The sequence below is a fragment of the Marivivens donghaensis genome (assembly GCF_011806565.1).
Taxonomy (GTDB): domain Bacteria; phylum Pseudomonadota; class Alphaproteobacteria; order Rhodobacterales; family Rhodobacteraceae; genus Marivivens; species Marivivens donghaensis_A.
Genome location: NZ_JAATOP010000007.1, coordinates 72,424 through 91,095, shown reverse-complemented (window position 1 = coordinate 91,095; position 18,672 = coordinate 72,424). Strand labels below are relative to the sequence as shown.

Genomic DNA, 18,672 nt, shown 5'->3' with positions numbered 1-18,672 from the left:
GTCTATGCGGACAGAGTGGGTGCATCAGAGCGCGTACCCGACAATTACCATCGGAAAACGAAAACGGCCGCCGAAGCGACCGTTTTCAACGTCATACTTTGGTCGGATCAGAGAGCGCCGACCAGACCGTCCTTGGCCGACTGCGCGAGCAGGTCGAACACATAGGTCGATACCGAACGGAAGCAGATGACCTTGTAGCTGTCGGCACCGTCGCACCAGACAGCCGCAGCAACCTGGGCCATACGGGTGCGGCGGACCATGCCTTCGCCGAAGGCACCGGCCGACAGGTCGACAGGCACGTTCTTGGCGATGACCTCAGCAGCGCCCGCGCCTTCGATGGCAATCAGGCTGCGGGCGTCCGATACGTTGACCGCGAGGAAGTGGCTGCCCTGAAGCGCCTCTTCGATCTGGGCCACGATACCGTTCACGTCGGCATAGGGCACCAGAACGAGCAGCTCGTCCGGAGACATCCACGCCACGCTGCGGTCGCCGTTCGACACGATCGTGCGCACGTCGGGAATTTCCAGCCCGATGATGTGCGACAGGACGGTAAAGAAGTTCTCGTCCTCGAACGTGCCGCGCATGGAAATCATTCCCTGCAGGCCGCAATCACGGACGGTTACGCCGTTCGCGGTAGCAACTTTGCCGTTCAGAGCGCTGACTGCATTAGACATTCTGCTTTTCCCCGTCCTTATCGTAGAAACACGGATCGACGATCTTGGCTTTGATCAGGCCGCCGTTTTCATCCTGGAACTCGATGGTTTCACCCATGCGGTCCGGACCGTTTGCGACCAGAGCCATCGCGATGCCCTTCTTGAGCGTCGGCGAGTAGTAGGTCGACGTGATACGGCCCTGCGTGTTGCGCTGACCGTTGGCGTTGGTGCCCGGTGCCGGAGCGTGCGAGCCGTCCGGAATGACCGAACCGTCGACCGTTTCGACACCGACGAGCTTCCAGCGCTTAGGGTCGGCCATGTGCGAACGTTCCTGAGCACGCTTGCCGAGGTAGTCCTCTTTCTTCTTGGACAGCGCCCACTGAAGGTTGAGGTCCTGCGGAATGATCGTGCCATCGGTTTCGTCGCCGATCATGATGAAGCCCTTCTCGGCCCGCATGATGTGCATGGCTTCGGTGCCGTACGGCATGACGCCGAACTCTTGGCCCTTTTCGAGCAGCGCGTTCCAGAAGGCCGCCCCCTGCGAGGCGGGAACCGCGACTTCGTAGGACAGCTCGCCAGAGAACGAGATGCGGTAGATGCGTGCGTCGAATTCGCCCAGCTTGCCTTCGCGCCATTCCATGAACGGGAAGGCTTCCTTGGACAGATCCATGTCGCCGCCGAAGCTTTCCAGCAGCTTGCGCGCCTTCGGACCAGCAACGGCAACCTGCGCCAGCTGTTCGGTGATGTTGGCGGTGTAGACCTTCCAATCCCACCATTCGCACTGAAGCCAGTCTTCCATCCAGCCGTGGATACGATCCGCACCGCCGGTGGTGGTGTGGCAGAGCCAGGTATCCTCGTTCAGACGCACGACAACACCGTCGTCCGAGAGGAAGCCGTTCTCGTTACACATCAGACCGTAGCGGCACTTACCGATCGGCAGCGTGCTCATCATGTTCGTGTAGAGCATGTCGAGGAACTTGCCAGCATCCGGACCTTTGACAATGATCTTGCCGAGGGTCGAGGCGTCGAGCAGTCCGACGTTTTCACGCACGTTCAGGATTTCGCGGTTAACCGCATCGTGGACCTTTTCGCCATTGCGAACAAAGGCATAGCCACGGCGCCAGTGACCGACGGGTTCCCAGTCCACGCCGTTGCCGTCGTGCCAGTCGTGCATCGGAGTGCGACGCAGCGGCTGGAACAGATCGCCGCGTGCCGACCCGCCGATGGAGCCCATCGAGATAGGGGTATAAGGCGGACGGAACGTGGTGGTGCCGACAGCGGGGATCGGTGCGTCGAGCGATTTGGACAGGATAGCCAGACCGTTGATATTCGACAGTTTGCCTTGGTCAGTCGCCATACCCAGCGTGGTGTAACGCTTGGTGTGTTCGACGGACTCGTAGCCTTCCTGAGCGGCAAGCATGACGTCCGACACCTTCACGTCGTTCTGGTAGTCGAGCCACGCCTTCATGCGCTTCTTCGGACCTGCGCCCTGCGGCATGAGCCAGACAGGCGCAACGGCCTTTTCGGCAGCGTCGGTGGCGGAGGGAGCACCCTCGCCTTTGACACCGGCAGCAGCGCGGCCAGCGGCGGCAGCGTCAGCCAGACCTTCGGCCATGCCGAGGTAACCGTTTGCCGAACCCGCAGCGATGACGAACGGTTTGCCGTCAGCGCCCGTCGGGCCTTTGTCGACGTCGGGGCGGAACATGACTTTGGCGTCGTCCCAGACCAGCTTGCCACCACAGTGCGACCAGAGGTGCACGACAGGCGACCAGCCGCCAGACATCGCAACGCATTCGCACGCGATCTCTTCAAGGACAGCGCCCTCGCCAGCCTGCGAGCAGATCGCGACGCCGGTGACGCGCTTGCCGCCTTTGACCTTGGCGATGCCCTTGCCCTTGAGGACGCGGATACCAGCAGCTTCGGCTTCGGCGCCGATCGCACCGGCACCGCCTTCGCGGGCGTCGACGATTGCGGGAACCGACAGACCGGCTTTCTTCAGCGCGAGCGCAGTGCGGTAAGCGTCGTCGTTGTTGGTGACAACAACAGTGCGATCACCAACAGACACGCCCCAGTTCACAACGTAGTCGCGGACGGCAGCAGCCAGCAGAACGCCAGGAATGTCGTTGCCTGCGAACGACAGCGGACGTTCGATGGCACCGGTTGCGGTGACGATCTGACCGGCGCGGATGCGCCACAGACGATGACGGGCACCGGACTTGTCAGCGAGGTGGTCGGTCAGACGTTCGTAGGCCAGCACGTAGCCGTGGTCATAAACGCCCGAAGCCATCGTGCGATCACGCAGGGTGACGTTCGGCATGTCGGCGAGCTTGGCAAGGGTCTGGTTGATCCAAGCCTCGGTGCTTTCGCCGTCAATCAGGCCGCCGTCGACGACAGCGCGGCCGCCCCATGCTGCGGTCTGTTCGACCACGAGCACTTTCTTGCCCGACTTCGCAGCTTCCATCGCAGCCGTCAGACCGGCGACACCGCCGCCCACAACCATGACGTCACAGAAGAAGTAGAAGTGTTCGTAGACGTCCGCGTCCTGCTCTTTCGGCACCTGACCCAGACCGGCCGACTGGCGGATGAAGGGTTCATAGACGTGCTTCCAGAACGCGCGCGGGTGGATGAACATCTTGTAGTAGAAACCGGCAGGCAGCCAGCGTGCGAACAGCTGGTTGATCGCGCCAATGTCGAATTCGAGGCTCGGCCAGTGGTTCTGCGAGGTCGAGGTCAGACCGTCGTAGACTTCCTGCGTGGTAGCACGCTGGTTCGGCTCGAAACGACCGCCCGAGTTCAGGTTCATCAGCGCGTTCGGTTCTTCCGCACCCGACGCGACAACGCCGCGCGGACGGTGGTATTTGAACGAGCGGCCGACCATCATCTGGTCGTTGGCGAACAGAGCCGACGCGAGCGTGTCGCCCTCGTAGCCCTTCAGGCGCTTGCCGTTGAACTGGAATTCGACCGGCTTGTTACGGTTGATCAGGCGACCACCGGTAGAGAGACGAGTGCTCATGCGTTTTCCTTCCAAGCCCAGCCGGGGTGTTTGGCGCGGATGGCGTCTTTGACTTCTTGCGGAGGCTCTTGGGTCTGGGCGGGATAAGTGCCGTAGACTTCGAGCGTGGCGGTATCACGGGCGGCAAGGAACCACTTGCCGCAGCCGTAGGCATGGCGCCAGCGTTCGAGGTGAACGCCTTTCTTGTTCTCGCGCATGAACAGGTATTCTTCGAAGGCAGCGTCGCTGTCACCGACGGTCGCACGCTTCAGGTGCGCCTCGCCGCCAGCGGCCAGTTCGGTTTCTTCGGCATCGATGCCGCAATAGGGGCAATGCAGGATGAGCATGTCGGTCCCTTCTTAGTGAGCCACACCGGCAGCCACCGACTCGTCGATGAACTTGCCTTCGCGGAAGCGGTACATATCGAATTCTTCGGCCAGCGGGCTGTGACCCTTGGCCATCAGTTCGGCCATCGCCCAACCCGATCCCGGGATCGCCTTGAAGCCGCCGGTACCCCAGCCGCAGTTGACGAAGATGCCGTCGACCGGCGTCTTGGAGATGATCGGCGAACGGTCACCGGTCATGTCGACGATACCGCCCCACTGGCGCAGCATCTTCAGACGCGAGATCATCGGGAAGGTCTCGACCAGCGCACGGACGGTTTCCTCTGCGTGGTGGAAGGAGCCACGCTGGGTGTAGTTGTTGAAGCTGTCGGTGCCGCCACCGATCACCATCTCGCCTTTGTCCGACTGGGACAGGTAGCCGTGAACGGTGTTCGCCATGACGACAACGTCCATGCACGGCTTGATCGGCTCGGAGACGAGCGCCTGAAGCGCAACGGATTCGATCGGCAGACGGAAGCCGGCTTTTTCAGCCAGAACCGAGGTGTGACCCGCAACGACCATACCGAGCTTGTCGCAGTCGATGTCGCCCTTGGTGGTCGAGACGCCGACGACTTTGCCATTCTCACGGCGCACGTCGGTGACTTCGCACTTCTGGATGATGTCCATGCCCATATCGGAACATGCACGTGCATAGCCCCAAGCCACGGCGTCGTGACGGGCGGTGCCGCCGCGTTCCTGATAGAGGCCGCCCATGACCGGATAGCGCGGACCATCAATGTTGATGATCGGGCAGAGCTCTTTGACCTGCTCGGCATTGATCCACTTGGTCGCAACGCCCTGAAGTTCGTTGGCACGAACGGTACGCAGGTAGCCGCGGACCTCGTGGTGGGTCTGGGCAAGCATAATCAGACCGCGCGGGCTGAACATAATGTTGTAGTTCAGGTCCTGCGACAGGCTCTCGTACAGGCTCAGCGCCTTGTCGTAGATCGCAGCGGACGGGTCCTGAAGGTAGTTGGAGCGGATGATGGTCGTGTTACGACCGGTGTTACCACCGCCGAGCCAGCCCTTTTCGATAATTGCGACATTGGTGATGCCGTAATTTTTACCCAGATAGTACGCTGTCGCGAGTCCGTGCCCACCAGCACCGACGATGATGACATCGTATTTCTTTTTCGGCGCTGGCGATCGCCATGCGCGTCCCCAACCCGTGTGATAGCGCAGGCCCTCTCGGGCGACCGCAAAGACGGAATAACGTTTCATCGGCACCGAATCCCTAGTGTTAGTCATGGGCGTCCCATTGCCCCGTAAGTGGACTGAACCCGTTACAAAATGGCGACTGGAGGCGCCGTAATATTGCATCTTTGCGACATAGGTGGAGGACAGCTTGTCGCAGGAGCAAAGGGTGCATCCTCGCGCTCCCTCTTTTACATAGGTCTGACCCCCGCTAATGAGGGGCAAGGGAAATCGGAGGCACCATGCTGTTCTGGATCATTGTAGTCGCGATTGCGGCAGTTGTCGCGATTATGCTGCTCCTGCCTCTGTGGCGCAGCGCGCCCGCGGTACAAGAAGACCGCAACGATATGACGATCTACAAGGACCAGCTCGCAGAGGTTGAGCGCGACCTTGCCCGCGGTGTTCTGAATGCCGAAGAGGCAGAGCGCACCCGCACCGAGATCGCCCGCCGCTTGCTCGCCGCCGATCAGGCCGAACAGAGCACGACGCCTAAAGCGCCGCGCACCGCAGCCATGACCATGTCGGTTATCGCCTTCGGGTTGCTAATTGCTGGCACTGCCTACGGTTACTGGTCGCTTGGCGCACCGGGCTATCCCGACATGCCGCAGAAGGCCCGGATCGAGTTCGGCCGCGAAATGCGCGAAAACCGTATCAGTCAGGAAGAGGCCGAAAGCCTTATCGATCAGTCCGCTTTTCCGCCGGTTGAGGCTCCTCAGGACTATATCGATATGGTCGCGCAGCTTCGCGAGATCGTGCCGACCCGCCCCGACGACCTGCAAGGCTGGGCGCTGCTTGCCCGCCACGAAGCCGCCCTTGGCAACTATGTCGCCGCCCGTGTCGCGCAGCAGGAGCTCGTCACCCGCAAGGGCGCCGATGCAACTCAAGGCGAACTGACCACGCTGGCCGATCTGATGGTTGGCGCGGCAAATGGGTTCGTCTCGCCCGAGGCTGAAACCGTCCTGCGCACCCTCGTGGACCGCAACCCCGACGACATCGCCGCCCGTTATTATTTCGGCCTGCTTTATGGCCAGACTGACCGCCCCGACCTCGCCTTCCGTTTGTGGCGCGAAGTCGTGGAGAGCGGCTCTGACGCGCCCTACGTCGAATGGGCACGCTCCCAGATCATGGAAGCGGCACAGCTCGCTGGCGCCGAGTACGAGCTTCCGTCGCTGCGTGGACCGACTCAGGACCAGATCAACGACGCCGCCGGAATGGACGCCGAAAGCCAGGCCGCGATGATCCAAGGCATGGTCGACGGCTTGTCCGAGCGTCTGGCGACCGAAGGCGGCTCTGCTGCCGAATGGGCGCAGCTTATCAGTGCGCTCGGCGTTCTTGGCCAGACCGACCGCGCCGCAGCCATCTGGGGCGAAGCGCAGCAGGTCTTTGCAGGCCGCGATGACGCTCTTGCCCAAATCCGCAATGCAGCCATTTCCGCAGGTGTCGCAGAATGATCCTCAATGACACGGCAGAGTTCGCGACTGCCCTGCCCCCGTTCCGCGCGATCTGCGGCCTCGACCTCGGCACTGTGACCATCGGCGTCGCGGTGTCCGACGGGATGAGGTCTGTCGCCACGCCGCTCGAGACGATCAAGCGCAAGAAGTTCACGCTCGACGCCGAGCGGCTGCTCCAGATCATCAAAGCGCGTGACCTCGCCGGTATCGTGCTTGGCCTGCCGTTGAACATGGACGGATCAGAGGGCCCGCGCGTCCAATCGACCCGCGCTTTTGCCCGCAATCTCGAGAAACTGACCGATATTCCGATCACCTTCTGGGATGAGCGGCTTTCCACCGTTGCCGCCGAAAGAGCGCTTCTGGAGGCGGATACGTCACGAAAGCGTCGCGGAGAGGTGATCGACCACGTCGCTGCTGGCTTTATCTTACAAGGAATGCTGGACCGTTTGCGTTTCCTGGAGAGCTGAGTGAACAAGCCGCACAACACCGACCACATCTGGAAACGGGCCGAAATCGAAAGCCCGTGCGTGAAGCTGTGCTCGATCCATCCGGAAACGAAAACCTGCGTCGGCTGCAAGCGCACGATGGAAGAGATCGGCAACTGGAGCCGCTACACGCCCGAAAAGCGCCGCGAGATTATGACCGAGCTTCCGCAGCGCAATCAGGAACTCAAGCAGCGCCGCGGGGGCCGCGCTGCCCGCCTCAGTCTCTGAGCCAATCGCGGATCGACGCCATCTGCGGTCGGAAGAACGCGATCTGACGTCCATCCTTCGGCGGCTTCGCTTTGCTCTGTGGCGCGGTGCCGTGAATGACGAACCGGTCGAGTAACACCGCCTGCCCCGCCTTCATCGGCAGTTCGACCCGCTCGCAACATTCGAACACTTCGTTTCGCGCATCGCTATAGATCTCGGTCACGTCGATGTCGGACCACATCGCAGCGGGCATCCCCGCGAATGCGACGGTGAACGCCTCGCGCATGATCTCCTCCGACCCCGGCCAGACGACGAGCGGACACGCCTCCGCATCCGTCAGCGCGATCCCGAGGATGTAGGCGTGCGGCTCTTTCAAGAAGCGGCGCTTTTGCGGTCCCTCGGCTAGCAGACCGTCAAAATGGGCAGCGTCGCGCTTCAGGCGGAACTGGTGCGCCTTGTCGCTCTCGCCCTCGTCCTTTTTCGGGTAGCCGTCGTAGACCACCGATAGCTGCGCGGGATGCAGCGGCAGACCGGGGATCATGCCCTCCCACGGACCGCGCAGAGGAACACCGCCAATTGCCCCCTGCTCATCATTGGGCAGCGCATCGACGCCCACGAACCACGTTTTGCCATGCCGCAGCCACTTGGCCTGCATCGCGGGATCGGCAAGCACCTTGTCCGCTTCGAGCTTTGCCGCCTTGGCCCAAGTCGTCGTCTCGGGTGTCGCCTCGAACTGGATGAAACCGCCCTCGATCATGCGCCCAGCGCCTTTCGCAGCATGTTGAGTGCCACAAGGATCAAGAACCCGCCAAAGATGCGCTTGAGCCGCTTCGGGTCCGTCATATGGGCCAGTTTCGCACCCAGCGGTGCGGTCAATGTCGTCATCGCAATCACCACGAGGAAAGCCGGAATGTTCACCGCGCCGATCGAATACGGCGGCGCATCGGGCATATCGACAAACATGAAGCCGATGACACTTGGCACCGCGATGATAAATCCGAAGCCCGCAGCCGTCGCCACAGCGCGGTGGATTGGCACCCCGAACAGCGTCATCGTCGGCACGCCAAAGCTGCCACCACCGATCCCCATCAGGACAGACAGGAAACCGATCAGCGGCGAGAAGATGAAGCCCACCGGCCCCTTCGGCATTGTGTCACCGATCTGCCAGTCATTGCGCCCGAACGCCATGTAGAGGCCGATGAACGTCGCCAGCCCGCCAAAGATCAACTGAAGTTCGCGGGTCCGCAGTTGGGACGCGACGAACACGCCGATGATCGCGCCGATCACGATGCCCAGCGCCATTTGCCGCAGGATCGGCCATTCGACCGCACCCTTGCGGTGATGGCTGAGAACCGAGCGCGCCGAGGTCACGATAATCGTCGCCAGCGAGGTCGCGAGGCAGACCTGCATCAACTGCTCCGACCCGTAGCCGAGCGCATTGAAGGTGTAATAGAACGCCGGAACGAGGACGATCCCGCCCCCGACGCCGAGCAATCCCGCGAGCACGCCAGCGAAGGCCCCGATTACCGCGAGCAGCGCGGCCGCCATGATCAAAGTCGTCGGATCGGACACGGGCACTCTCCAGTTCGGTTAGAAATTATTCGGTAAAGCCAGTTACTTCCGAAAGCGCTGCCAAGACAAGCTCCGTCCCCGCGCCATCACGATTGGCTTCTTCCGACAGCTTGCGCCGCCACGCCCGCGCACCGGGACGACCCGCAAACGCACCAAGCATATGGCGCGTGATCTGGTGCAAACGCCCGCCCTGCGACAGGTGGCTTTCGATGTAGGGCAGCATATCACGCACAGCCTGCGCCGCGTCGGTATCCTCGCCCGTGCCGTAGATGCGGCGGTCGGCTTCGCACAGCACATCGGCCGGATTGTGGTAAGCCGCGCGCCCGATCATCACCCCATCGAGGCCCTCTGCTAGATGCTTTTCCGCCTCGTCCAGCGTCGCAATCCCGCCATTGATCGAGATATGGAGGTCCGGCCACGTCTGTTTGATCTGATGAACCAGCGGATAGTCGAGCGGCGGAATATCCCTGTTTTCCTTGGGCGAAAGCCCTTGCAGCCAAGCCTTCCGCGCATGGATGGTGAACCGGCGGACACCGGCGGCGCTCACATTCTCGATAAAGTCAGGCAGCACCTCATGCGGCACCTGCTCGTCCACACCGATGCGACACTTCACCGTGATCTCGACAGGAGACGCGGCGATCATCTCGGCTACACATTCGGCGACCAGATCAGGCGATTTCATGAGCACCGCACCGAAAGCACCCGACTGCACACGATCCGACGGACAACCGCAGTTCAGATTAACTTCGTCGTAGCCATACTCCGCCGAAATCCGCGTCGCCTCTGACAGCTCCTTGGGGTCCGATCCGCCGAGCTGAACCGCAACAGGATGCTCGGCATCACTAAACGCCAGCAACTGATCACGCTTGCCATGGACCACCGCCGGAGACGTTACCATTTCGGTATAAAGGAGCGCCTCTTTGCTCAGTAGCCTATGGAAGTAACGGCAATGACGGTCGGTCCAGTCCATCATGGGTGCCACGCTCAAACGCGCAGCCTTTGAAATCAGACTAAAATTTTGATTTCCAATAATATTTCCGTCTGACATATTTTGTATGGCATCCGACATTCGCGCGACATTCCTGCACATTTTGGACCGACATCCCCCTGCTCGAGGACCTACTTGAGCCTCGGAAGGGACGACTAACCCTGCCGATGCTTCAGACAAAGGACGAGCGTATGGCACATATCGAAGTTCGTGAAAAGGCGGACGGAGCGCCGGTGTAAAAGGCAGAAGTTGGGGTCACTGTGGACGGGAAGCGCTTCAAGCGATCTCCTATTTGCGGAGCCGCTTCCCCGAACCGGCCCCTCTCAAGTATTTCAGAAAATTGTTCTTACTGCCGTCGAAAGAGACTCAGCCTGTCTTCTCCGGAACGCCCATGAACTCCTCCACCGTCGGCGTCACCCGTTCGAATTGGTCGAGCTGGCGCGCGTAGAGGTGACCACCGAGGCGTCCGACGGCGTCGATTCCGATCTGATCGACGTAGTGGGTTTCGGGGTCCACCAGTGTCTCGCGCACGAACATGCGCTTGACCTCGCCCAGAACAATGGTGCGCGCGGGGCTGACCGGAACCGTCTGCACCAGATGGCACTCGAAGGCGGCGGGGGCGGCGAGGATGCGCGGACTGCGCACGGTCTCTCCGGATGTGGCCCGAATATTTCATCTTATTTGGGCAAATGCACCGCTTTCGGCAAAAGTGCATGCAGTCTGGGAATTGACCACACAAGGGTCACATTTTTTTTGGAACAGGTCTCTCTGTTTCAAGGATCAGCAAGATCGAGCAGCACATTTTTCCGACAAATTTCCAGCAGCCCGAGAGCTAACCGTCGCTTTGGCGAGACAGGTTCTCGACGGTATTGAGAACGATAGCGGAGATGCCCGCCTCGCTGACGCTCTTGTCTCTACACTTGGTGACTACTCAGCCAAGCTCATGCCGGAAGACCAACCGCGCTTTGCCGAACAGATCAGGGTCCTTCCCGAATTTATGGACGCTTACCAAAGGTTCGACAAGGCATGCGCGGACGGTGATGCCGCCGGTGTCGCTCAGCAAATGGAGGAGATCAATTGGCTCCCTGAAAAGAGCGAACGCGCAATGAAGTTTCTCGGTTTGACCGATGCGGCAGAGGCTCTCGCAAAGGTGGCCGGCTTCGCCGTTTTCTGCGTTGCGCTTCCGTCTGTCGAGCTCAATCGAACATACGGATCAGGTTTTTCGGGCACGTCGCCCTTCCCGCTGATGTGGGCCACGGGCGCGTTCTCGACCCCCCTTCAGCGTGTGCAACTGATGCTTGAAACCGGCGCAAGGACAGGTCTGAGCACGCGGCTCGGAGAGACAGTTCTGCATGCGATGACCTGCCTTGACGAGAGCACGGAGCCACTTTGGTCGTCCTAGGCTGTCACGGGAGAGGCAGTCTTTCGTTTGCGACGCAGCAACCTTCAGAATGGTTTCGAACCAGACTTGCGGCGGCGCAGCGGAGTCTCGAGCCTCGCTGGCAACCGCGGTCGTCGGTCCCGGCCCACTGCTGCCTTTCGATCTTTTGCCGACCGCTGCAGCTCAGCTCCATTGGACCGGCTATTCAACCATCACACAGCACTTTCAGAAGATGAAGGTCGCGACTGCGGTCAGAGCCTTGTTTCTCTGCCGGTACGCCGATGGCAGCGCAAAGCTGGCAGCGATCTCCGACACGAAAAAATCTTCTTCCAAGCAGTAACTGGACGAAGGGCTCTCACGTCGCAGTCAATTAATAAGGAGCAGATGAGGAACTTAGCCGGAGCAGCGTGTGTTGTTCAACCAAGACGGCGTTCACCGCCGGTCAATTTTATCCAAGGAGGTAGGGATGACAAATCCTAACCAACACACCCCGAACACCCCTCCCGCTGAGAGCGCCGCGCGTGAGATGCGCGATGATCTTCGGACCAAGGCCCGGAATACAGCGGATGAAATCAAACAGCGTGCCAGCGGCTTCGAAGAAGAGCAGCGCGGCCATATGGCGGACGAGGTTTCGGACGTCTCGAACGCGCTTCGCAAAGCTGCCGAAGAGATGCGCAGCGGTTCTCCGCAAGAGCGGACCATGTCCCAGATTGCCTCGACCCTAGCAGATGCTTCGGACTCGATCCGAGATAAGGATCTGGGCGAAATGGCAGGCGGCTTGTCCGACTTCGCCCGCCGCAACCCGATGGCCTACCTCGGCGGTGCCGCACTTCTCGGTTTCGCCGCAACGCGCTTCGCCAAAGCAGGTGCAAACAACGCCAGCACGAACACTACACCGCAACCGGCATCGGCACCCGCTGCTGCGAGCCCTGCCACCCCCGCCTACCACCGCCAGGAACCGGAGAACCTCTGATGCAAACGGACAAAACAACCGGAACTACTAACCTGGTCGGCAATATCATCACGCATGTCACAACGCTCGTACGCAAGGAATTGCAGCTCGCCCGTGCTGAAATTGGCGAGAACCTGAACACTGCCGCCACGGCGGTGGGCGTGATCGTCGGCGGCGTCGTTTTGACCCTCGTTGGTCTCAACGTCATCGCTGCTGCGCTCGTGGCCGCGCTTTCCGCGGCGGGCCTGCATCCTTTCTGGTCGGCCGTGATCGTCGGCGGTGTCGCCATCATTGCGGCGCTGATCATGATCAAAGGCGGGATGAGCAAGCTTAAAGCAAGCAGCCTCGCCCCGACCCGCACCACTGAAAACGTCCGTCGCGACGTGCATGCAATCACGGAGACGACCAATGTCTAATCGCAAATCAGCAGCAGAAATCGAACGCGAGATCGAACGCGAACGCGCGGGTCTGACCTCGTCCGTATCCGAGCTTCAGAGCCGCTTTTCGACCGACGAGATTGTGGCCCAAGTGGGCCGCCACCTACAGACCCACGGCAGCGAAATGGGGCAGGCTTTTTCGAAGTCGGCCAAGCAGAACCCGATCGGCCTGACGCTGACGGCAGCTGGCCTTGTATGGATGATGTTCGGTCGCTCCTACGATAACGAGGACAAAGGTCTGGCCGGCGACCCGCTGAGCCGTCAGATCCGTAAGGACAGCGCTACGGACTCCGCTGCAAATACCGCAGCCGGTCCGGACTGGGCCGCCCGCAAACCGGGCTACGGCACCACCTATCGCCCCAGCTATTATGACGATCTGCATGGTGATGATGGCGACGAGGCGGAAAGCTTCGAAGATCGCGTGGATCGTGCACAGGCCCGCCTGAAGTCTGCGTTGGCCGACAAACGTGATAGCGCCGCGGCCACCGCTGGGGATGCCCGCACCAAGATTGGTGAGGCCGGACAGTCCGTCCGCGACTCCGTTTCGGCGAAGTCGTCGCAGGCCCAGTCGGTACTTCAGGACGGTTACGCCCGCATCGCCGCCGGGACAGAGCATATGTCGGAGGGCGCCCGCCGCCGTGTGATCGAGGCGCGTGAGCGCGCACTTATCGCCCGTGAACGCGGGGGCCAAAAAGTGAAGCAGACCGCAGCAAGCGCTGCCGACTTCTTCAGTGACCACCCTCTCGTCGCTGGCGCACTCGCCGTCGCGGTCGGTGCCGCTCTTGGCGGAGCCGCACCGCGCACCAAGGCAGAGGACGACTTCATGGGCGAATACAGCGACGCTTTGATGTCCGAAGCCGAAGCGATCTTCCGTGAGGAGCGTGACAAGCTTTCTGCCGTTGCCAGTGCCGCGCTCGACGAGGGCGAAAGCATCGCGCGCGAGGCTCGTGCGGAAGCCGATGAACGCACCCCCGGCGATAAGCCTGCTGAGCACGCTCTTGCCGATGCCGCCAAATCTGCCGGCAAGCGTATCGAGGATCGGGTTCGCGACGAAGCGGACGCGCAGAACCTCGGTCGACCGGACGTGACGTCCCAAACGCCCAAGCAGGGCTGATCAACTGACTATGAATTCGCGTCGGTGCCCAATGGCTCCGGCGCGAAATTTAAGACATTCCAAGGAAAATCGCTGTCATGCCAAACGACGGATCCTACGCCACCCGGCCACGCCAGATCGGCCTCACTGGCTGGAAAGCTATCATGTTGCGCGTCAAGGCCGAGTTGGCCGCAGACCGGATCAGCTTGGTTTCGGCAGGTGTCGCATTCTATGCGCTGATGGCCATTTTTCCTGCAATCACTGCGCTTATGGCGCTCGCTGGGCTTTTCATTACGCCCGCTGACGTCACCGCTCAAATCCAACAAATCACCGAGGTATTGCCGCAGCGTGCTGCCGAGATCCTCATCGAGCAGGCAAAATCTGTTGCTGGATCGCATACAGGGGGCCTCGGGCTTGCGGCCGCGTTGGGCATCCTGCTTTCGCTCTACTCTGCTTCGGCCGGGGTTGGCCATCTGATCGAGGGGCTCAACGTCGCCTACGACGAAGAGGAAAAGCGCGGTTTTATCCGCCTCAAGCTCACCACGCTGGCGCTAACCCTGCTTCTCATCGTCGGATTGTTGTCTGCCATTGGCGCGGTGCTCGTTTTGCCCGGCATCCTCGCGATCGTTGCGTTTGGACCGGTGTTCGAAGCAATCATGTCCTGGGCTCGCTGGGGCGTTTTGCTCTTATCGGTGGTCGTAGGCATTGCGATCATCTACCGGTTCGGTCCGTCCCGCAAATCTGCAGAATGGGCATGGCTGGCCCCCGGAGCCATCGTTGCCTGCCTCCTCTGGCTTATGGGGTCTATCGCTTTCTCGCTCTACGCCGAGAACTTCGGATCCTATCAGGAAACCTTCGGTTCCTTGGCAGGGGTGATCATCCTGTTGTTCTGGCTCTGGATTTCCGCCTACGTGATACTTCTGGGAGCCGAGATCAACGCCGAGCTGGAAGCACAGACCACCCACGATACGACCATCGGAAAGGACATGCCGCGCGGTGTGCGCGGGGCCGTTAAAGCCGACGAGTTCAAAGGCGAAGCCCCGTAGAGCGGATACAACAGCGAAATGCTAGACTGCTGCTTTTCGGTCCGGCGACAACCGCCAGAGCGTCAGTCGAAGAGGCGCTTCCAAATGCTGCTTGGACGCTCTACGGTATTCGCGTAGGCGCGCCGCGACGCAGGCGGCAAGACAAACAGATCCACCCAGCCCAGACCATTCTTGTTCAGCGTCTGGACGTAATCAACGAACTTGGCGCCATCACCGGGCTCGAGCTTCTTGCCGATCATGTCTGTGAGGCTGGAACAGTTCCAAGCAACCCGCCCGAGGCTTTCGTAGATATCGTACTTCTCGAGCCAGCTTTCCAGAACTGCCACCGGATCGCTCCCCTGACTGATCATCCAGTGCGGCGCGAACTCCGTTTTTATGAACCAGCGATTATGCGAAGAAAGAAAACGTTCGCCGCCGCGGAAGACGCTCTCTTCCCAGCCTTGGGTATCGATTTTGATATAAACACCCTGATCAGCGGACACAGGCGAAGTGATTTCCGACAAAGTGACCGAAGTCGTCGAGATGACGTCCCAGTTCCCCTGTGCTTTGACTCTACTGTCTTGCGAGGCGTTGGTATTAACACCGAATTCGGTCGTGGCAGCGGCATCCGATGCGATGGCTGAAATGAAACGATCAAAGCTCGCGCCATTGTTTTCAAAGTTCTTGCGAACGAAAGATTCAAGCCAAGGGATCGGCTCGACCAACGTGAGATTTGCATCAGGGAAGGCACGGCGCATGAGAAGCCCAGTGTAGCCGTAGTTGGCTCCGATATCGATGCAGTGAGATGGCTTCAACTCGTCCGCGAGCAGGCGGTACATCGGGCTCACGTATTCCTCGAAATGGCCACGCCCGTGATAGTGCTTACCCCCGCCATCGGCGTCGCGGTACCTCAGGTCGATATCCCCAATGGTCACCAAGCCTAATTTTGCGGTGTCGTAAGTCAGCCCGCTCTTCAAATCGTCCATCTCGCTATTCTCAATCATGCACCGTTTATCCGCCCGATAAGGCACCGCGCTACTAGCAGATACAAGTGCAATGTGTTCGATCTTGGAGCTGACCACTTCATTGCTCCACCCTCGCACAAGCCGTTCCACCACCGCTGCAACTTAAGGGGGGGGGTGTCCACTTTTTCCCAATCATTCGCCCATTTCAAACTGACCGGATCTCCCATCACTTGCACTCCGGATATTCCTGACATAATAAGTCAACTTTAATTGACCCAGCCAGAGTCGCCGCACTCAGCCAGGAAAACGGAGACAGCGGAGACTTCAAATGTTGCCATCGGACTGTGATGGGAAACCCACTAGCGATCAGAGCGTCGGCCCATCCGACAAGGCGCGGCTGCCCCTCTATTCGGCGACCGATCTTACGCAGGGCGGAGATCTGGCGCAGATTTCCTTGGCGGGGCAGGTTTATACCTTGCGCATCACGCGTGCGGGCAAGCTTATCCTGACGAAATGAGCGATAGCCCGACATTGCCGACCACTTTGCGGGGCTATGAACGTGCCGCTCGCGAGCGATTGGACCAAGCCACAGCGGCCTATTTCTTTGGCGCGGCAGGCGACGGACAGACTGCGCAGCGGAACCTGAGCGACCTTGCGGAGGTGCAAATATTTCCCCGCCATCTGAGAGAGATCAAAGGCGGCGGGACGCGGTGCACCATGCTAGGGCAGAACCTTGACGCCCCGATAATCGTGGCACCGATGGCAGCGCAACAGTTGCTGCATTCCCAAGGCGAGACCGCGACCGCTGCCGCCGCCACCGCTCAGGGATGCGGCATGGTGCTGAGCACCCAGTCAAATGTCCCGATGGAAAACGTCCGCGCGGAAGGGCCAAATGCCCGAACTTTTCAGCTTTATTGGCAAGGGCGAGACGCCACTCTCGCGCTCGCCCAACGCGCGACCGATGCAGGCTTTCAGAGCCTCGTTCTAACCGTCGATGCGCCTGTGAATGGCGTCAGGGATGAGGAGATTGCCAGCGGCTTTCAGTTTCCTGCCTCCCTGCCCTTTCCCAACCTTGCCGCGCAGCCTCCGCAGTTCGCTCCGCTGACCGGCACCGAGTCCGCTATTTTCGAACGGATCGCCTATGTCATGCCGACGTGGGACGATGTGGCTTGGCTCTGCCGTCACGCGCCCCTACCCGTCTTGCCCAAAGGTATCATGCATCCGGGCGATGTGGCGTTGGAGCAGGACGCAGGCGCAGCGGGGCTGATCGTGTCGAACCACGGCGGGCGGGTGCTGGACGGGGTGCCGTCGAGCATTTCGGCTCTGCCCGCGATCAGGCAGACCGCCGGGGCCGATTTTCCCGTGCTCTTCGACGGCGGCATCCGCCGCGGCGTGGACATTTTCAGAGCCATCGCCCTCGGCGCTGATGCGGTGCTGATCGGGCGGCCGGTGCTCTTTGGCCTTGCCGTGGGCGGCGCGCTTGGGGTGAGCCATGTGCTGCGACTGCTGAGGGACGAGTTGGAAATCACCATGGCCCTCGCCGGATGCCGTACACTTGGCGACATCACGCGCGATTGCGTCAGGGTGCCCGACGGCTTCATCCCCTATTGATCGAATAGTTGATCGGGATCACCAGCGTGAAGCTGTCACCGACCAGCGCATTCGGTGGGGTCGGCATTTTGCCGATACCGTCGATGACGCCCAGCGCAGCTTGATCCAGCACGTCATGGCCAGAGGTCTGCTCGACCGACCGCGACAGCACGTTGCCGTAGCGGTCCAGCTCGAAGCGGATGCGGACCTCGCCCTCAATTCCCGCCGAACGTGCCGCATCGGGATAGGATTTGGCGTGGGCGACCTTCAGGACGATCTCTTTTTGCCATTCGGTGATCTGCTCGACATCAGCCGCTGAAAGCCCTTCGCTGCTGGCCTGTGCGCTCTCGGCAGTCTGGTCGGCATCGACGCCCGACACGGACGCGTTGGAGGCTTGGGCGGCAGTCGCACCCGCGGACGAAGGCTCGTGCACCTTCTCTTCCTCGTACTCGGCGGCGGTGGCGGTCGCATCCCGCTCGGTGTTCTTAACCGGATCGGGGCTGGCCACGCCGAATTTCAGGGTGTCGTCCTCGACCTCATAGGGGCTCTGGTTCAGGATCGGTTCATCGGCAGCCTTCGCAAGATCGACCAATTCGGGGCTTTCGGTGACCGTCGCGGCCTCCTCGGCTTCGGCGACTTCGCGGCTGTCCTCGCCCGCAGCGGTAGGCGCTGCGATGATATCCGATAGGTCGAACATGATGGCACCCTGAACGCCAGTTTCCAGCGGCGCGGGAGCCGCCTCCTCGGGCTGCGATGTTAGAACCACAGGCAAGGCGATGTGTGCGGCACCGCTGAACGCGACGGTCGCGGCGAGCATCGGAAGCAGCGACACGCCCCCTTTGTAAGCGAGGCTCATTCCGCTCCCCCCTCTTGCGGCGGCGCGCTCATTTCATCGAGACCGACGAGGCCGACCTTCAGGTAGCCCTCGGACCTGAGCACATTCATCACGCCGATCAGTTCGCCGTACGGCACCGATTTGTCGGCGCGGATATAGAGGCGCTCATCGTGGTCGATGCCGGTCGCGATGCCGACCTCCATCACCAGAGAGTCCAGGGTGGCCGGATAGTCGCCGACAGAGATGGAGAGGTCCTCTTCGATCGTGATGAAGACCGGTTCCGACGGCCTGACAGGCGCATCGGCCACGGCAACAGGCAGTTCGACGGGAATGTCGACGGTCGAGAGCGGTGCCGCGACCATGAAGATGATCAGCAGCACCAACATGACGTCGATAAATGGCGTGATGTTGATTTCCGCGCTTTCGCCCAGATCGTCGAAGTCGTCACCACCGAGTTTCGCGCCCATGA

General features: G+C 60.9%; 22 protein-coding genes. 11 read left to right on the top strand and 11 right to left on the bottom strand.

The genetic code is table 11. The features are described from left to right. Positions 1-107 precede the first annotated feature (107 nt). Genes HCZ30_RS11515 through HCZ30_RS11500 form a run of 4 tightly spaced genes read right to left on the bottom strand, consistent with a single transcriptional unit; the run spans position 108 to position 5,249 of the window. Positions 108-674, bottom strand: a complete 567-nt coding sequence (locus HCZ30_RS11515) for a sarcosine oxidase subunit gamma (protein ID WP_167638442.1) — start codon at positions 672-674, stop codon at positions 108-110. Then, positions 667-3,666: a sarcosine oxidase subunit alpha family protein gene (locus HCZ30_RS11510; RefSeq protein WP_167638441.1), complete on the bottom strand. Its 3,000-nt coding sequence runs from the start codon at positions 3,664-3,666 to the stop codon at positions 667-669. The genes HCZ30_RS11515 and HCZ30_RS11510 overlap by 8 nt, the downstream gene beginning before the upstream one ends. Next, positions 3,663-3,992 (bottom strand): sarcosine oxidase subunit delta, encoded by a 330-nt coding sequence (locus tag HCZ30_RS11505; RefSeq protein ID WP_167638440.1) that lies wholly within the window; start codon positions 3,990-3,992, stop codon positions 3,663-3,665. The genes HCZ30_RS11510 and HCZ30_RS11505 overlap by 4 nt, the downstream gene beginning before the upstream one ends. 12 nt (positions 3,993-4,004) lie before the next feature. Then, positions 4,005-5,249 carry a sarcosine oxidase subunit beta family protein gene (locus tag HCZ30_RS11500; protein WP_167638439.1) on the bottom strand — a complete coding sequence of 415 codons (1,245 nt, stop codon included), beginning with the start codon at positions 5,247-5,249 and terminating at the stop codon, positions 4,005-4,007. Positions 5,250-5,464: 215 nt separating this feature from the next. Between HCZ30_RS11500 and ccmI the strand changes: the two genes are divergently transcribed. The 3 genes from ccmI to HCZ30_RS11485 are packed head-to-tail and all read left to right on the top strand — an operon-like array spanning position 5,465 to position 7,386. Continuing rightward, positions 5,465-6,673: a c-type cytochrome biogenesis protein CcmI gene (gene ccmI, locus HCZ30_RS11495; RefSeq protein ID WP_167638438.1), complete on the top strand. Its 1,209-nt coding sequence runs from the start codon at positions 5,465-5,467 to the stop codon at positions 6,671-6,673. Further along, positions 6,670-7,140: a Holliday junction resolvase RuvX gene (gene ruvX / locus HCZ30_RS11490; RefSeq protein ID WP_167638437.1), complete on the top strand. Its 471-nt coding sequence runs from the start codon at positions 6,670-6,672 to the stop codon at positions 7,138-7,140. The genes ccmI and ruvX overlap by 4 nt, the downstream gene beginning before the upstream one ends. Continuing rightward, a complete protein-coding gene (locus HCZ30_RS11485; protein WP_167638436.1) occupies positions 7,141-7,386 on the top strand; it encodes a DUF1289 domain-containing protein in 246 nt (81 codons plus the stop codon). Here HCZ30_RS11485 and HCZ30_RS11480 read toward each other — a convergent pair. From HCZ30_RS11480 to HCZ30_RS11465, 4 genes are all read right to left on the bottom strand, one after another. Then, positions 7,376-8,122: a phytanoyl-CoA dioxygenase family protein gene (locus HCZ30_RS11480; protein ID WP_167638435.1), complete on the bottom strand. Its 747-nt coding sequence runs from the start codon at positions 8,120-8,122 to the stop codon at positions 7,376-7,378. The genes HCZ30_RS11485 and HCZ30_RS11480 overlap by 11 nt on opposite strands. Then, positions 8,119-8,937 (bottom strand): sulfite exporter TauE/SafE family protein, encoded by an 819-nt coding sequence (locus HCZ30_RS11475; protein ID WP_432442766.1) that lies wholly within the window; start codon positions 8,935-8,937, stop codon positions 8,119-8,121. Before HCZ30_RS11475 ends, HCZ30_RS11480 begins: the two co-directional genes overlap by 4 nt. A 25-nt stretch (positions 8,938-8,962) precedes the next feature. After that, entirely contained in the window at positions 8,963-9,985 is a 1,023-nt protein-coding gene (gene dusA, locus HCZ30_RS11470) for a tRNA dihydrouridine(20/20a) synthase DusA (RefSeq protein ID WP_167638434.1), read from the bottom strand. A gap of 306 nt (positions 9,986-10,291) precedes the next feature. Next, entirely contained in the window at positions 10,292-10,570 is a 279-nt protein-coding gene (locus HCZ30_RS11465; protein WP_348640378.1) for a hypothetical protein, read from the bottom strand. Here HCZ30_RS11465 and HCZ30_RS11460 point away from each other — a divergent pair. The 6 genes from HCZ30_RS11460 to HCZ30_RS11435 all read left to right on the top strand — a co-directional run bounded on the left by HCZ30_RS11460 (position 10,554) and on the right by HCZ30_RS11435 (position 14,834). After that, positions 10,554-11,327, top strand: a complete 774-nt coding sequence (locus HCZ30_RS11460) for a hypothetical protein (protein WP_167638433.1) — start codon at positions 10,554-10,556, stop codon at positions 11,325-11,327. The two genes, HCZ30_RS11465 and HCZ30_RS11460, sit on opposite strands and share 17 nt — an antisense overlap. A gap of 49 nt (positions 11,328-11,376) precedes the next feature. After that, entirely contained in the window at positions 11,377-11,646 is a 270-nt protein-coding gene (locus HCZ30_RS11455) for a hypothetical protein (RefSeq protein WP_167638432.1), read from the top strand. Between the two features lie 126 nt (positions 11,647-11,772). Further along, entirely contained in the window at positions 11,773-12,279 is a 507-nt protein-coding gene (locus HCZ30_RS11450) for a hypothetical protein (RefSeq protein WP_167638431.1), read from the top strand. Then, the gene (locus HCZ30_RS11445; protein ID WP_167638430.1) at positions 12,279-12,674 is read left to right on the top strand and encodes a phage holin family protein; all 396 of its coding nucleotides are present in this window, start codon (positions 12,279-12,281) and stop codon (positions 12,672-12,674) included. The genes HCZ30_RS11450 and HCZ30_RS11445 overlap by 1 nt, the downstream gene beginning before the upstream one ends. Then, a complete protein-coding gene (locus HCZ30_RS11440) occupies positions 12,667-13,809 on the top strand; it encodes a DUF3618 domain-containing protein (RefSeq protein ID WP_167638429.1) in 1,143 nt (380 codons plus the stop codon). The genes HCZ30_RS11445 and HCZ30_RS11440 overlap by 8 nt, the downstream gene beginning before the upstream one ends. 77 nt (positions 13,810-13,886) lie before the next feature. Further along, positions 13,887-14,834, top strand: a complete 948-nt coding sequence (locus HCZ30_RS11435) for a YihY/virulence factor BrkB family protein (protein WP_167638428.1) — start codon at positions 13,887-13,889, stop codon at positions 14,832-14,834. Between the two features lie 62 nt (positions 14,835-14,896). Here HCZ30_RS11435 and HCZ30_RS11430 read toward each other — a convergent pair whose 3' ends face one another. Continuing rightward, on the bottom strand, positions 14,897-15,895 hold the full coding sequence (locus tag HCZ30_RS11430) for an FkbM family methyltransferase (protein ID WP_217703048.1): 999 nt from the start codon (positions 15,893-15,895) through the stop codon (positions 14,897-14,899). 211 nt (positions 15,896-16,106) lie between these two features. Between HCZ30_RS11430 and hemP the strand changes: the two genes are divergently transcribed. Continuing rightward, positions 16,107-16,295: a hemin uptake protein HemP gene (gene hemP, locus HCZ30_RS11425; protein WP_167638426.1), complete on the top strand. Its 189-nt coding sequence runs from the start codon at positions 16,107-16,109 to the stop codon at positions 16,293-16,295. Next, positions 16,292-17,389, top strand: a complete 1,098-nt coding sequence (locus HCZ30_RS11420) for an alpha-hydroxy acid oxidase (RefSeq protein WP_167638425.1) — start codon at positions 16,292-16,294, stop codon at positions 17,387-17,389. Before hemP ends, HCZ30_RS11420 begins: the two co-directional genes overlap by 4 nt. Here the strand turns inward: HCZ30_RS11420 and HCZ30_RS11415 are convergent. Next, a complete protein-coding gene (locus tag HCZ30_RS11415; protein ID WP_167638424.1) occupies positions 17,376-18,224 on the bottom strand; it encodes an energy transducer TonB family protein in 849 nt (282 codons plus the stop codon). The genes HCZ30_RS11420 and HCZ30_RS11415 overlap by 14 nt on opposite strands. Continuing rightward, positions 18,221-18,670, bottom strand: coding sequence for a biopolymer transporter ExbD (locus tag HCZ30_RS11410; protein ID WP_167638423.1), 450 nt, complete (start codon positions 18,668-18,670; stop codon positions 18,221-18,223). The genes HCZ30_RS11415 and HCZ30_RS11410 overlap by 4 nt, the downstream gene beginning before the upstream one ends. Positions 18,671-18,672 lie beyond the last annotated feature (2 nt).

Coding starts and splice junctions, on each gene's coding strand:
- HCZ30_RS11515 (WP_167638442.1), bottom strand. CDS start 674: ATGTCTAATGCAGTCAGCGCTCTGAACGGCAAAGTTGCTACCGCGAAC.
- HCZ30_RS11510 (WP_167638441.1), bottom strand. CDS start 3,666: ATGAGCACTCGTCTCTCTACCGGTGGTCGCCTGATCAACCGTAACAAG.
- HCZ30_RS11505 (WP_167638440.1), bottom strand. CDS start 3,992: ATGCTCATCCTGCATTGCCCCTATTGCGGCATCGATGCCGAAGAAACC.
- HCZ30_RS11500 (WP_167638439.1), bottom strand. CDS start 5,249: ATGAAACGTTATTCCGTCTTTGCGGTCGCCCGAGAGGGCCTGCGCTAT.
- ccmI (WP_167638438.1), top strand. CDS start 5,465: ATGCTGTTCTGGATCATTGTAGTCGCGATTGCGGCAGTTGTCGCGATT.
- ruvX (WP_167638437.1), top strand. CDS start 6,670: ATGATCCTCAATGACACGGCAGAGTTCGCGACTGCCCTGCCCCCGTTC.
- HCZ30_RS11480 (WP_167638435.1), bottom strand. CDS start 8,122: ATGATCGAGGGCGGTTTCATCCAGTTCGAGGCGACACCCGAGACGACG.
- dusA (WP_167638434.1), bottom strand. CDS start 9,985: ATGTCAGACGGAAATATTATTGGAAATCAAAATTTTAGTCTGATTTCA.
- HCZ30_RS11460 (WP_167638433.1), top strand. CDS start 10,554: ATGCGCGGACTGCGCACGGTCTCTCCGGATGTGGCCCGAATATTTCAT.
- HCZ30_RS11455 (WP_167638432.1), top strand. CDS start 11,377: ATGGTTTCGAACCAGACTTGCGGCGGCGCAGCGGAGTCTCGAGCCTCG.
- HCZ30_RS11450 (WP_167638431.1), top strand. CDS start 11,773: ATGACAAATCCTAACCAACACACCCCGAACACCCCTCCCGCTGAGAGC.
- HCZ30_RS11445 (WP_167638430.1), top strand. CDS start 12,279: ATGCAAACGGACAAAACAACCGGAACTACTAACCTGGTCGGCAATATC.
- HCZ30_RS11440 (WP_167638429.1), top strand. CDS start 12,667: ATGTCTAATCGCAAATCAGCAGCAGAAATCGAACGCGAGATCGAACGC.
- HCZ30_RS11435 (WP_167638428.1), top strand. CDS start 13,887: ATGCCAAACGACGGATCCTACGCCACCCGGCCACGCCAGATCGGCCTC.
- hemP (WP_167638426.1), top strand. CDS start 16,107: ATGTTGCCATCGGACTGTGATGGGAAACCCACTAGCGATCAGAGCGTC.
- HCZ30_RS11420 (WP_167638425.1), top strand. CDS start 16,292: ATGAGCGATAGCCCGACATTGCCGACCACTTTGCGGGGCTATGAACGT.
- HCZ30_RS11415 (WP_167638424.1), bottom strand. CDS start 18,224: ATGAGCCTCGCTTACAAAGGGGGCGTGTCGCTGCTTCCGATGCTCGCC.
- HCZ30_RS11410 (WP_167638423.1), bottom strand. CDS start 18,670: ATGGGCGCGAAACTCGGTGGTGACGACTTCGACGATCTGGGCGAAAGC.